General features: G+C 71.7%; 9 protein-coding genes. All 9 read left to right on the plus strand.

Annotated features, from left to right (window positions below):
• Positions 1–222 precede the first annotated feature (222 nt).
• The 9 genes from PZE19_RS27385 (at position 223) to PZE19_RS27430 (ending at position 13,200) form a co-directional block, all read left to right on the plus strand.
• Positions 223–1,839 carry an alpha/beta fold hydrolase gene (locus PZE19_RS27385; RefSeq protein ID WP_277863782.1) on the plus strand — a complete coding sequence of 539 codons (1,617 nt, stop codon included), beginning with the start codon at positions 223–225 and terminating at the stop codon, positions 1,837–1,839.
• A gap of 58 nt (positions 1,840–1,897) precedes the next feature.
• The gene (locus PZE19_RS27390; protein ID WP_277863783.1) at positions 1,898–2,479 is read left to right on the plus strand and encodes a hypothetical protein; all 582 of its coding nucleotides are present in this window, start codon (positions 1,898–1,900) and stop codon (positions 2,477–2,479) included.
• A gap of 156 nt (positions 2,480–2,635) precedes the next feature.
• Positions 2,636–2,860, plus strand: coding sequence for a pilus assembly FimT family protein (locus PZE19_RS27400; RefSeq protein ID WP_368411343.1), 225 nt, complete (start codon positions 2,636–2,638; stop codon positions 2,858–2,860).
• A gap of 252 nt (positions 2,861–3,112) precedes the next feature.
• The gene (locus PZE19_RS27405; protein ID WP_277863784.1) at positions 3,113–3,328 is read left to right on the plus strand and encodes a hypothetical protein; all 216 of its coding nucleotides are present in this window, start codon (positions 3,113–3,115) and stop codon (positions 3,326–3,328) included.
• Between the two features lie 252 nt (positions 3,329–3,580).
• The gene (locus tag PZE19_RS27410) at positions 3,581–4,972 is read left to right on the plus strand and encodes a Calx-beta domain-containing protein (RefSeq protein WP_277863785.1); all 1,392 of its coding nucleotides are present in this window, start codon (positions 3,581–3,583) and stop codon (positions 4,970–4,972) included.
• 68 nt (positions 4,973–5,040) lie between these two features.
• Positions 5,041–6,411, plus strand: a complete 1,371-nt coding sequence (locus PZE19_RS27415; protein ID WP_277863786.1) for a Calx-beta domain-containing protein — start codon at positions 5,041–5,043, stop codon at positions 6,409–6,411.
• A gap of 91 nt (positions 6,412–6,502) precedes the next feature.
• On the plus strand, positions 6,503–7,852 hold the full coding sequence (locus PZE19_RS27420; protein ID WP_277863787.1) for a Calx-beta domain-containing protein: 1,350 nt from the start codon (positions 6,503–6,505) through the stop codon (positions 7,850–7,852).
• A gap of 168 nt (positions 7,853–8,020) precedes the next feature.
• Positions 8,021–10,507, plus strand: a complete 2,487-nt coding sequence (locus PZE19_RS27425; protein WP_277863788.1) for a Calx-beta domain-containing protein — start codon at positions 8,021–8,023, stop codon at positions 10,505–10,507.
• Between the two features lie 170 nt (positions 10,508–10,677).
• Positions 10,678–13,200: a Calx-beta domain-containing protein gene (locus PZE19_RS27430; RefSeq protein ID WP_277863789.1), complete on the plus strand. Its 2,523-nt coding sequence runs from the start codon at positions 10,678–10,680 to the stop codon at positions 13,198–13,200.

A 13,200-nucleotide genomic window follows, 5' to 3' on the forward strand; every position in this document is an offset into this window, starting at 1 on the left:
CCCCGGACCTGCCGACGAGACTTCGGTCGACGCCCGAGCGGCAAATCGGCGAAGGCCCGGCGCTCGCCGCCGTAGAGACTGTGGGCCACGATCGCGCGATTCCGACGGGCGGGGCGTTTCCGTTTCGACGAAAGATGGCTTATCCTGACCGAGAGCCCGGACGGGTCGAGCCGACGAGTCGCGGCCGGCGGAGGCCGAGGGCGCATCGGACGGGGGTTCGAGATGGTGGAGACGATCGGGGGTCGGGCCGCGCCGATGCGGACGTTGGACGAGGCCGTCGCTCAGGGACGGCTCTGCCCGTCGCCGACGCCCCGGCCGGAGGGCCGGCGGCTGGTCGTCGTGGTCCACGGCTGGAGGCGGACGCCCGAAGCCTACAAGGGGCTGCTGCGGTCCTTCCGCGACGATCCCCGGCTCGCCGACTGCGACCTGCTCCCCTGGGCCTACCGGGCCGGGCGGCTGTCGAACACCAACCCGACCGGCGTGGCCCAGGGGCTGGCGACCGAGATCGATCGGCTGGATCGCGAGAACGACTATCGGGAGATCTTCCTGGTGGGCCACAGCATGGGGGGCGTGATCGTCCGGGCCGCCCTGCTGGACGGGATCGAGCGGGACCTCGCCTGGGCCGCCCCCGGGAAGCGGAAGGTCCGGCGGCTGGTCCTGCTGGCGTCGACGAATCGCGGGTTCGACGTGCCGAGGTTCCTCGGGCCGGCGGTCTTCGTCATCCGCCACCTGCCGTTCCCCGTGGCTTCGTTCGCCCTGAGCATGCTGCGCGGGAGCTGGTTCGTCACGGGGGTCCGGCTCCGCTGGCTCCGCCGGTTCTGCGGGACCGAGCCGCCCGAGACCGTGCAGATCCTGGGCACCCGCGACCCGGTCGTCGGCCCCGACGACAGCGCCGACGTGTTCCGGTACGCCAACTCCGCGCTGGTCCCGGTCGACGCCGACCACATCTCGATCCTCCCGTCCGGGCCCGACGACCCGACGTACCCTTACGTCGTGGACGCCCTGCTGGGGCCGATGTCCGCCAAGCACCGCCCGCGGCAGCCGGCCCCGCGGAGCCGGGTCGTCTTCCTCATCCACGGGATCCGCGACTACGGCCCCTGGCTCGACGACCTCCGCGAGGCCGTGCTGCGGCTCGACCCCGAGGCCGAGGTCCTGCCGATCCGCTACGGCTATTTCAAGCTCATCAACTTCCTCGCGCCGTCGCTGCGGGCCGGCAAGGTGCGGGACTTCGTCGACCGCTACGTCCAGGAGCTGGCCAAGCGGCCCGACGTGCCGTTCGCGGCGGCCGGCCACAGCAACGGCACGTTCATCATCGCGACGGCCGTGAAGGACGTGCCCGGCGTCGAGTTCGAGCGCGTCTACCTCGCCGGCAGCGTCCTGCCCGACGACTTCGCCTGGGACGCCCTGATCGGCGGCAAGGTCGCGCAGGTCCGCAACGACACCGCCCGCTCCGACTGGGTGGTCGCCCTGATCTGCGGCACCCTGAGCTGGCTGGCCCCCTACCGCGACCTCGGCATCGGCGGGTTCGCCGGCTTCCAGCGCCTCCCCCCCGGATCCGAGAGCCGCTACCTGCCAGGCGACCACGGCGCGGCCCTGACCAAGGACAACCTCTCCTCGATCGCCGCGTTCCTCGTGCACGGCCGCCCCGGCGCCCTGACGGGCCTGCCGACCAGCCTGCCGACCTGGCTCGACCGGGGCTCGCGCGGCCTCTTCTGGATCCTGCTCGTCGCCCTCGTCGCGATCGTCGGCCTCCTCTTCGTGGTCGGCCTCACGCCCGCCATCCTCTGGACCGGCGCGATCCTGGCCGTCGTCGCCGTCGTTTTCCTGATCGCATATTGAAGGTGACGGGCGGGCGGGATGCCGCTCCGTGCCTCATCCTTCTTTTCGAGGGACCACGATGTCCGACCCGATCGAGGCGGTCCTTTCCAACTGGATCGAACAGGCCCTGTCGCCGGTCGGCCGCCTGCCGGAGGGGACGACCCCGGCGGCCTGGGTGGCGGCCCGGTTCACGGCGTGGTGGCGGGGGCGGGCTGATGAAGCCTTATGCGACGCCCTCGCCGCGACGACCGCGACTCGCGCGGAGCTGATGCGCCTCGGCGGTTGGGACGCGTTCGGCGAGGCGCTCCACAGACTGACCCACGTGGAAGACGCCCTGGGAGACGTCGAAGCGACCTTCGGCCCTCCCGGACCGACCAGAGACGAGCGGGATCGTGCGATGAGGGCGCTGGCCCGGTCCGTGGTCGAAGCTGCGGCGTTCCTGGAACTCGCGGACGACGACATGGTGCACCCCGACGCCGCGGTCGGAGCCCTGGAAGGAATCGGTCGCGAGTTGAGCGACGCCGGCCCGGTGGCGAAGGCCGCGCTGCGCGAGGCCGTCGACGCCCTGCTGGCGGACGAGCGAAGCGACGGCCGGCCCCGGAGCGAGTACGTCGAGTTCCTCGAAAGCTTCATGACCTCGTTCGGGCTCCACGAGGATTGAGGGCGGGGGTTCCCCGACCTTCCCGCATCCCACCCCCTCGACCGCGACATGAAGATTTTTTATGATTGGGCGGGGGGGGTGAAACGCGCGGACGCAGACCGCCGCGACGACGGGCGACGCGTGCGAGGTGCGGCGGCTGACGGGAAGGATGGACCCATGGATCGACCGGCGCGACGGGGGCGGGGTTTCACGCTGATGGAGCTGCTGGTGGTGATCGCGCTGCCGACCTACGGCGCCGTCACCGCCCGCAGCTTCCACGCCGGCGGCCTGAACGCCCTGCTGCTCGACGGCTCCGTCCGGTTCATCAAGAACACCATCGCCCTGCCGACCTGGCGCGCGCTCGGCACCCGCGCCGGCGGCGAGGTCGTGAGCGACTATTGACGGACGATCGCATCCCAGGACGAAGATGAAGAGGTCGAGCGATGTTCCATCTCCCCCCGCCCGCGGCGCCCGGCCCTCCATGCGGCCCTGGTCGCGCTCGGGCTGACGGCGACGCTGGCCTGGACGGGCTGCGGCGCGAGCGCGACGCCCGACCCCGACGCCAGCCGGACGACCGCGGCGAAGTTCCTCGAAGAGGTCCGCGTCGGCAAGCCCGAGCAGGCGTGGGAAGGGACCTCCACCGAGTTCAAGTCGATGCTCGGCCGCGACGGCCTGGTCGGCTACGTCAAGGCCCATAAATCGCTCAAGGAGAAGGCCCCGGCCGAGTTCGTCTCGTTCAACGTCGCCGAGCGCGAGGGCCTGCCGCTGGCCGAATGCCTCTTCCGCACGGCCGATCAGCGAGCCGCCGTGAAGGTCCTGCTCGCCCGCGAGGGCGGCGCCTGGAAGGTCGAACGCCTCACCGCCGACTGACCCCCGCCCCCCCCCGCACGCCCCCGAGCCGGGCCTATGCGTTTCCGCGCGCGCCGTCCCCGCCACCCACTTCTCAACGCGTGGCTGCAAGCGTATGATCGTCGCCGGCGTCCGAGAAGCTTAGGGGACCCGCGCCGGCCGAGGCCGCCCCGGCGTCCCCGACCTCCTCGGGTCGCGACGGGGAGGGTCGTCCCGCGACGGATGCGGACGCGCCCGGTCGCTCGCCGAGCACACCCAGGATGGAGTCGCAGCATGATGCTCACGCATGGACGACAGCGCCGCCCCGTCGCCCGGACGTGGAGCCTGGAGGCGCTGGAAGATCGAAGACTGATGTCCGTGACCGACCCGGCGCCTTCGGAAATCGCCTTCCCGCCGAATTCCTACCACGAGGTCTCCGAGGCCGCCGGCTCGGCGCCCTTAACCGTCGTCCGCACGGGCGACCTCTCGGGGCCGGCGAGCGTCCATGTTCAGACGCGGTCGGCCAGCGCTCAAGTAGGATACGACTACGTCGGCCTCGACTTCGTCCTGGGCTTCGCCCCCGGCCAGTCCGAGGCGACGTTCGACCTCGTCATCCTCGACGACGACCTCTCGGAGCCGCTCTATAAGGGTATAGAGATTCTCCTGGACCGTCCCGAGGGCGTCGACGGCCTGGGCTTCTCGTCGACCGCACTGGTCGGCCTCGTCGACGACGAACCGGGGAGCGCCCAGCCCTTGACGTTCCTCGACTTCGGCGACGCCGGGCTCTGGACCTACAACGACGCCGAGGGCTACCGCAAGATCAACGACGCCTCCCCCGAGGCAATCTTGACCACGTCGCAGCGCGGGGCGCTCCTCGACTTCGGCCCGGCGGGGCTCTGGGCCTGGGACGCCCTCCGGGGCTACCGGCAGCTCAGCGACGTCGACCCCGAGGCCATGCTGAGCCTCCCCCAGGGCAATCCCCCGATTCCCCAGGTCTGGGGGCCGGGCCCCACGGGGTCGTACACGGACACGACGCTCATCGACTTCGGCCACGGGGGTCTCTGGACCTGGAGCGAGGCCGACGGCTATCGCAAGATCAACGACGCCAGCCCCGAGGCGATGGCGGGCTCCGGCTACTCAGCCTTCCTCGACTTCGGCCCCGCCGGGCTCTGGGCCTGGGACAGGCCCTTCGGCCGCTACGAGAAGATCAACGACGCCAGCCCCGAGGCGATGGCGGGCCTGGACACCCCGTCTCCGTCCGGCTCCTTCGATTTCGGCGCGAGCGGCCTCTGGCAATGGAACGCATCCGGCGCCTGGCGGAAGCTTAGCGATTCCGACCCCGTCGCGATGACAGCCGGCACCCCCGGCCACACCTACATCAACTTCGGTCCCGGCGGCCTGTGGGATCATCAGTGGGACGGCACCTGGCTGAAGCTGGGCGACGCCGCGCCCGAGACGATCCTCGCCTCGCAGGACGACCTCTACCTCGGCTACGGCGCGGGCGGCCTCTGGCGAAGGGCGGGGGACGGGACCTGGACCCGGCTCAACGACGCCTCGCCCGAGGCGAGCGTCATGGGAGACGACCTCCTGCTCGACTACGGCCGCTTCGGCCTCTGGCGCTGGAAGACGACGGACGGCTTCCGGAAGCTCAACGACGCCGACGTCGCCGCCATCGCGATCGCCTGAATCGATCGCGCCACCCGGCGGCCGGGGAGGAATCCGGCCGCCGCTCCCACCCTGAATGGAGCCGCAGAATGATGCTCACCCATGGACGCGCGCGCCGCCGTTCCCCACGCCGATGGAACCTGGAGGCGCTGGAAGACCGCCGTCTGATGTCCGTCGGCGATCCGACGCCCTCGGAGATCGCCTTCCCGCCGTACGCCTACCACGAGGTCTCCGAGGCCGCGGGGGCGGAGCCGTTCACCGTCGTCCGCACGGGGGACCTCTCGGGCCCGGCGAGCGTTCGCGTCCGGACGAGGGGGGACTTCGCCCTGGACGGGTACGATTACGTGGGACTCGATTTCGTGCTGACGTTCGCCCCCGGCCAGTCCGAGGCCGACTTCGCCGTCGCCATCCTCGACGACGCCGTCGCCGAACCGTATTACCCCAAGGGGTTCTGGGTCGAGCTTTCGGAGCCGACGGGGGTGGACGGCCTGGGGGTCTGGTCGGTCGCGTCGGTGCACCTCATCGACGACGAGCCGGCCAGCACGCCCGCGCTGGCCTTCATGGACTTCGGCGACGCCGGGCTCTGGACCTACAACGACGCCTCGGGCTATCGCAAGATCAACGACGCGTCCCCCGAGGCCATCGTCGCCGCGCCCACGGTGGCGGCGTACGGGGCCTACCTCGACTTCGGCGAGTCCGGGCTCTGGGCGTACGACGAGGTGCGGGGCTATCGCCGGCTCAGCGACGTCGATCCCGAGGCGATGGCGATCGCCCCCGGGTCGTCGTTCCTCGCCATCGACTTCGGCCGGGGCGGGCTCTGGACCTGGAGCGAGTCCTCGGGCTGGGCCCACCTCAACGACGTCAGCCCCGACGCTATGGTCGCGGAGACGGGCGGCGTCTTCCTCGACTACGGCGACCAGGGCCTCTGGGAGTGGAACGAGATCGCCGGCTGGGCGAAGCTCAACGACGCCGCCCCCGAGACGATCCTGGGCGGCGGCTACTTCGACTACGGCGCGGCCGGCCTCTGGTCGTGGAGCCGCGACCCCTTCTCGCAGTCGAACGTCTGGACCAAGCTCGGCGACGGCCGCGCCGAGGGGGTGGCCGTCTACGACGACCGGACCTACTTCGACTTCGGGCCGAAGGGCGTCTGGAGCCTGGACGCCGACTCGGCCTGGCGGAAGGTCAGCGACTCCGACCCCGCGTCGATGACCGCCTCGTTCGACGCCCTCTACATCGACTTCGGGCCCGGCGGCGTCTGGCGGTGGGGGCGATATGACCTGAGGCCCGACCTGCCGGATTTCTGGACCCGTCTCAGCGACGCCCCGGCGCAGGCGGTCGTCCTCGTGAGCATGAACGACCTCCTCATCGACTTCGGCCCCGGCGGCCTCTGGCGATGGTCGGTGAAGGACGGCTACGCCAAGCTCAACGCCGCCGACCCCTCCGCCGTCGCGGTCGTCTGAGCCGGGCGGAGCCCGGCGACGCATCAGGATCGACCTCATGGGCGGTCGGGCCCCGCGCCCGGTCGCCCTTCACCCGGGATGGAGTCCCCACATGATGATCTCGCATGGACGATCGAGTCGTTCCCGCGGCCGGAGGCCGGTCCTTGAATCGCTGGAGGGGCGTCGGCTGATGGCCGGCGGCTCGGATATCGTGTCGCTGATCGAGTTCGGGACGAATTCGAGCCGGTCGGTCTCCGAGGCGGCGGGGCGGCAGACGTTCACGGTGACCCGCACCGGCGACCTTTCGGGGCTCGCGACCGTGAAGGTGCGGACCGTGGCGGGGACGGCCCTGGAGGGGTACGACTACGTCACGTTCCAGACGACGCTGACGTTCGCCCCCGGGCAGTCCACGGCCACGTTCGGCGTCGACCTCGTCGACGACAAGGTCTCGGAGTCGCCTTACAAGCTGTTCAACGTGATCCTGTTCGACCCCGCCGGCGGCGCGGGGCTGGCCGCCGCGTCGACCGCCGGGGTGTTCATCATGGACGACGAGCCGGCGAGCACCCAGCCGCTGAGCTTCTTCGACTACGGGGCCTACGGCGTCTGGACCTACGACGCGATCGAGGGGTTCCGCAAGATCGGCGCCGCCGACCCCCAGGCCGTCGTCGGCTCGTCCAACCGCTCGGGCTACCTCGACCTGGGCGCGGGCGGCCTCTGGGCTTGGGACGCCCTGCGGGGCGTGCGGAAGCTCAGCGACGCCGACCCGCAGCAGATGGTCGTGGTGAACAACGACTGGACCCGGGCCGAGGACGTCCTGCTCGTCGACTACGGGGCGGGGGGCCTCTGGCGGTACAGCGATTCGCGGGGCTGGCTGCAGCTCAGCGACGTCGACCCGCGGGCGATCACGGTCGACCGCCAGACGGTCTTCATCGACTTCGGATACGGCGGCCTCTGGCGCTGGGGCGACGCCCTGCCGTGGCTCAAGCTCAACGACGTCGCCCCCGAGGGCATGACCGCCGACGTCGGCGTGCTGTTCCTCGACTACGGGTCGAGCGGGCTCTGGAGCTGGTCGACGGCCCAGGGCTGGGCGAAGGTCGGCGACGGCGACCCCCAGGCCATCGCCTCCGAGGGCGACGTCCTCTACGCCGACTACGGCGCGGCCGGCCTCTGGAGCTGGACCGACGCCGCCGGCTGGGCCCGCCTGAACGCGGCCGACCCGCGCTCGATGCTGAGCGTCGGCGGCGTCCTCTACCTGGACTTCGCCGCGTTCGGCGCCTGGACCTGGACCGCCGCCGCCGGCTTCCATCAGGAGACGGGGGCCGCCGTCGACGGCCTCCTCGACAGCCCCGGAGCTGGCCGGGTCTTCGTCGACCAGGGGGCCGGCGGGCTCTGGGGCTGGACCGCCACCGGCTACAAGCGGCTGAACGTCGCCGACCCCGACTCGACGGGCCGCACGGCCTGACGAGGCCGGTCCCCGCCCGCGGCCTGCGGGGTGAAAAAGGGGGTCAACCCATGGCGTGAAGCCGCCGCCGGGGGTACGTTTCCCAATGGACGGGAAACTCCCGCCCCCCCGGGGGCTGTGCACGCACTAGCCCCCCCGGCCCGCCCCCGTTGCCGCAGGGCCCCCCCGATGCCGCGTCGACGTCCCCGCCCGCGGGCCTTCGCGCCCGAGATCCTCGAAGCCCGTCGCCTGCTCGCCTACGTCCCCGGGCCGGTCTTCGCCATCGACCAGGCCACGGCCGGCGACCAGTCCGGGGCCCGCACGGCCGTCGACCTGCGAGGTCGCGTGATCGTCGCCTGGGAGGCCGGCGACGGCTCGGGGCGGGGGGTCTACGCGCGACGGTTCGAGTCGGGCGGGGCCCCGCTGGGCGACGCCTTCCGGCTCAACGACGCGACCGCGGGCGACCAGGTCTCGCCCCGGATCGCCGTCGACCGTTCCGGCGCGATCGTGGTCGCCTGGTGGTCCGACTCGCAACTCGACTTCCGCCGCTACGACCGCGACGGGACGCCGATCGGCGGCGTGCAGGCCCTGCCCGGCACCGAGGGGTTCTCGCCCCGGTTCGAGCTGGCCGGCGTCGACGCCGACGGCTTCCTGATCTACGCCGAGGGCTTCCAGTTCCGCTGGTACACGCTCGACGGGACGCTCGAAAGCGCCCGGACGCTCGACCCGACCTCGGAGGGTTGGACGGCCGTGGAATCCACCGCCCCCGACCGCGTAAAGTGGTCCAATCTCGCCTTCTACGCGACGGTGACCTGGACCGACGTCCGCGCACGCCAGGAAGGGGCGACGACCGTCTACGACGTCCAGATCATGCAGGCCTCGATCCACGCCCGAGAGCTGTCCGGCGGCGCGCCGAGCGTCGTGGCGACGGAATCCGGGCTGGCGGACGCCGACCTCGCCAACGGGCTGAACCCTTGGATCCTCACCGACTCGGGCGCGAAGTTCATCGCCTGGCGCGACAGGGCCTCGTTCGGCCCGGTGATCCGGCTGAAGGAGCCCGCCTATCCCGACTGGCCGGTGCAGGAGTTCGGCGACGCGACCGACGGCACGCCGACGACGATCGCGCCGGGCCTCTTCCCGAACGCGTTCATGGTCCATTTCGTCCGCCCGGGCGAGGCGGGCCCCGACGCGAGCTACTACCGCCTCTGGACGACCTACCACTTCAAGCAAACGCACACCTACTGGGTCCCCTACGGGAGCCCGACCCCGACGCCCGACGTCCCCCCGGGATCGTTCGACTCCCTGTCGATCATCGCGACCAGCGGGAGCGACTTCTGGTTCCTCCACCGCTCCCCGGCCGGCGAGCTCCTCGCCCAGCGCTACTACGCCGACGAGATCGCATCGAAGATCGGGTTCGTCGCCTACACGCCGGACGTCGGCGAGTCCGACGGCGAGGCCGTCGTCTGGCTGCACCGCGGCGGCGACCTGTCGCAGCCGGCGACCATCGCCTACGCGGCCGTGGAGGACCGCTACCAAACCTTCTACAGGGTCGGCCTGGCCGGCTACGACTTCACGCCGGTGACGGGCGAGGTCGTCTTCGAGCCCGGCCGCTCCGAGGCGAGCTTCGTCGTCCCGATCCTCGACGACGACGTCCCCGACGGCGACAAGACCGTGCGCCTTCTGATCGGCGCGCCGGGCACGTCGCCGGACGGCTGGACGACCTACAACCTCCTGAAGATCCTCGACAAGGACGACCCCGCCCGCCGCGACCTGGCCTTCTTCGACTACGGCGCGGCCGGCCTCTGGACCTGGAACCAGGTCGAGGGCTGGCGGAAGATCAACGACGTCGATCCCGTGCAGGTCCTCGCCACGTCCGACCGCGAGGCGTTCGTCGACTTCGGCGCCGCCGGGCTCTGGCGCTGGGACGCCCTGAGAAGCTGGGTGAAGCTCAACGACCTCGCCCCCGAGCACATGGCCGACGGGGTGGACTCGACCTCCTCCTCGCCCAGCATCCCGCGACACTCGCTCTTCCTCGACTACGGCCCCCAGGGCCTCTGGTCCTGGAGCGAGCTTCGAGGTTGGGCGAAGCTCAACGACGCCGACCCCGTGCGGATGATCGCCGACGAGCAGGCCCTCTTCCTCGACTTCGGCCCCGCGGGTCTCTGGGCCTGGCAGGAGACGAACCGCTACACGTTCATCAGCCCCGACGTCCCCCAGGCGATGACCAGCCTCGACGGCCGGCTCTACCTCGATTACGGGCCGGCCGGGCTCTGGCGCTGGCAGGCCGGCGCGCCGAACTGGATCAAGATCAACGGCGCCGACCCCGAGGCGATGGCCGTCGGCGCCGACGGCCTGTTCGTCGATTACGGCCCCTACGGCCTCTGGCGCTGGGACGCGACGAACGGCATGGCCCCCCTGAGCGGCGACGACCCCTCGACGCTCGCCGTCGCGCAGGGGGGTCTCTTCGCGGCCTTCGCCCGCGGCGGCCTGCGGCTCTGGACGCCGGCCGGCGGCTGGGCCCCGCTCAACGACGTCGCCCCGGCCGCGATCGCGACGAGCCCGAACGTCGACGACGCCATCCTCGATTACGGCCCCGCCGGCCTCTGGCGCTGGAGCCCGGCGTCGGGCTGGAGGAAGATCAACGACGTCTCCCCCCGCGCCGTCGCCCGGATGTAGCGGCCGCAGGACGGGCCAATCGTGAACAATATTTCATATTTCGTAAGAACGCCGCGGGCCTCGCGTTCATCCCTTGGGGGTGGCTCTCGTCCGGATTGCGGGGTTGAGCTGCGTCCCGGCTCCGGCGGGAACGACCGGGAGTCGATCCTGCATCCGGGTGGAGCCCCGCCATGCGACGAATCGACCGACGGCCCCGCAGGCGGGCCTTGACCCTCGAACCGCTCGAAGACCGCCGGCTCCTCGCCGACGCCGCGCCGGGGCCGGTGTTCGACGTCGCCGCGGGCCTGACCGGGGCCGACCACGCCTTCCGCTCGGCCTACGACGGGAGGGGCGTCGTCACCGTGGTCTGGGAGGGCTACGGGGCGGGCGAGGGCTTCGACGTCTACGGCCGGCGATTCAACCTCGCGGGGAGCCCGCTGGGCGACGCCTTCCTGCTCAACGTCGAGACGGCCGGGGACCAGGTCGCGCCCCGGGTCGCGATCTCCGGGGAAGGCGAGGCCGTCGTCACCTGGTGGAGCGACTCCCGCCTGTATTTCCGCCGTTACGACGCCGAGGGCGCGGCGATCGCCGGCCCGCAGGTCCTGGACGGGACGGCGGGGCTCGCCCGCGGATACGAGCTGCTTCGCCCCCGCGACGACGGCTTCGCGGACCACGCCGACGGCTTCGCGGACCACGCCGACGGCTTCGCGATCTACGCCGACGGCTTCCAGCTCCGCTGGTACGGCCCCGACGGCTCGCCGAGGCGTTCGGCCGACCTCGGCCCGGTCGTGGCCGAGGGGGGCTGGACGCTCCGCGAGTCCGACGACCCGGCCCGCGCGGAGGAGTTGAGCGACGGATCCGTCCTGCTGACGTGGACGGCGATCCTCGGCCGCGAGGAGGGGGGCGCGACGGTCTACGACGCCCACATCCGCAGCCTCGTCGTCTCCGCGGACGGCAGCCCCGCGGCCGCCTATCTGGTCGCCGCGCCGACCGGCCTGGCCGCCGACGTCGCGGCCGCGATCCAACCCTCGCTCCTCGACACCCCGCACGGGACGCTCGTCGTCTGGCGCGAACTTCAGCCCTACGGCCCGGTGCTCACGGCGAAGTCGTACGAGGCGGATCCGGCGTCGGGCGCCTTCGACTTCTCCGATTCGTGGCCCGACGGGTCGGACGGCGAGCCGACGGCCGTGTCAGTGCTCGCCTCGGGCGACGTCGCGGTGCATTACGTGCGCCCGGGGGCGACCGGCGCCGACGCGAGCTACTTTCGCACCTGGACGGCCATAAAGCTCCTCCCCTGGGAGCCCAACTCCTGGTACTGGTATCCGGACGGCGACCCGGTCGCCACGCCCGACATCCCCCCGGGCTCGTTCGGCGACCTGACGATCGTGCCGACCATCGACGCCGAGTTCTGGCTGCTGAGGGACGACCCCGGCGCCCGCCCCGGCCTGCACGCCCAGCGCGTCGCTCCGGCGGAGACGAGCGTCGGGTTCGCCCCGGGCGTGAATCGGGTCGGCGAGGCGGACGGGCAGGTCGTCGTGCGGTTCGTCCGCTCGGGCGACGTCTCGCAGCCGACCTCCATCCGGGTCGCGACCGGGGTCCCCACCTTCAGCCCCGACGCCGCCATCGCGGGCTATCACTTCACGCCGGTCGACGTCGTGCTGACCTTCGCGGCCGGCTCGACCGAGGCGTCGGTCGTCGTCCCGATCCTCGACAACGACGCCCCCGACGGGGACCGGCGCCTCTTCGTCACCTTCTCGTACCTCGACGGGGGGGCCCATCCCACCATCTTCACGTACTTTCCGATCACGATCGTCGACGACGACGACCCCGCCCGGCGCAACCTGGCTTTCTTCGACTACGACGCGGCCGGCCTGTGGAGCTGGAACGAGGCCGAGGGCTGGCGGCAGCTCAGCGCCGCCGACCCCGGGGCGATCCTCGCCGCGCCCGGACGCTCGGCGTTCGTCGACTTCGGCCCCCAGGGCCTCTGGACCTGGGACGGCGTCCGGAGTTGGCGGAAGCTCAACGACGTGGCGCCCGAATCCATGACCTACGGCGACGGCAGGCTGTTCCTCGACTACGGCCCCCGGGGCCTCTGGTCTTGGAGCGAGAACCAGGGCTGGGCGCGGCTCAACGAGGTCGACCCCGTGCGGATGATCGCGGGCGGCCAGTCCCTCTACGTCGACTTCGGCCACGGCGGTCTCTGGAGCTGGACCGCGAACGACGGCTACACCCTCGTGAGCCGCGACATCCCCGAGGCGATGGCGGCCGACTCCTACTACGACCTCTACCTGGATTATGGGTCGGCGGGCGTCTGGAGGTGGCGTCCCTTCGAGACGAACTGGCTGAAGATCGACGACCGCGACCCCCAGGCGATCGTCGGCGGCCCCGACGGCCTGTCCTTCGACCTCGGCCCCGCCGGCCTCTGGCGCTGGGACGAGTCCTTGGGGACCTCGTGGCTGAGCGCCTACGACCCCTCGGCGATCGCCCCTGAGCAGGGCGGAGCTTTCGTGAGCTTCGGCGCGGGCGGCCTGTGGCGCTGGACCCAGGCCGAGGGCTTCGCGAAGCTCAACGACCTCGCCCCGGAGACGATCGCCGGGTTCGGCCTGACCGACGCCATCCTCGACTTCGGCCCCTCCGGCCTCTGGCGATGGACCCTCGCGTCGGGCTGGCTCAAGCTCAACGACCTCTCCCCCCGCGCCGTCGCCCGGCCGTAG

Origin of the sequence: Paludisphaera mucosa, assembly GCF_029589435.1 — a bacterium.
GTDB lineage: Bacteria > Planctomycetota > Planctomycetia > Isosphaerales > Isosphaeraceae > Paludisphaera > Paludisphaera mucosa.

Bases quoted from the DNA above. Each gene is read 5' to 3' on its own strand.
- PZE19_RS27385 (WP_277863782.1), top strand. From the start codon at position 223: ATGGTGGAGACGATCGGGGGTCGGGCCGCGCCGATGCGGACGTTGGAC.
- PZE19_RS27390 (WP_277863783.1), top strand. From the start codon at position 1,898: ATGTCCGACCCGATCGAGGCGGTCCTTTCCAACTGGATCGAACAGGCC.
- PZE19_RS27400 (WP_368411343.1), top strand. From the start codon at position 2,636: ATGGATCGACCGGCGCGACGGGGGCGGGGTTTCACGCTGATGGAGCTG.
- PZE19_RS27405 (WP_277863784.1), top strand. From the start codon at position 3,113: ATGCTCGGCCGCGACGGCCTGGTCGGCTACGTCAAGGCCCATAAATCG.
- PZE19_RS27410 (WP_277863785.1), top strand. From the start codon at position 3,581: ATGATGCTCACGCATGGACGACAGCGCCGCCCCGTCGCCCGGACGTGG.
- PZE19_RS27415 (WP_277863786.1), top strand. From the start codon at position 5,041: ATGATGCTCACCCATGGACGCGCGCGCCGCCGTTCCCCACGCCGATGG.
- PZE19_RS27420 (WP_277863787.1), top strand. From the start codon at position 6,503: ATGATGATCTCGCATGGACGATCGAGTCGTTCCCGCGGCCGGAGGCCG.
- PZE19_RS27425 (WP_277863788.1), top strand. From the start codon at position 8,021: ATGCCGCGTCGACGTCCCCGCCCGCGGGCCTTCGCGCCCGAGATCCTC.
- PZE19_RS27430 (WP_277863789.1), top strand. From the start codon at position 10,678: ATGCGACGAATCGACCGACGGCCCCGCAGGCGGGCCTTGACCCTCGAA.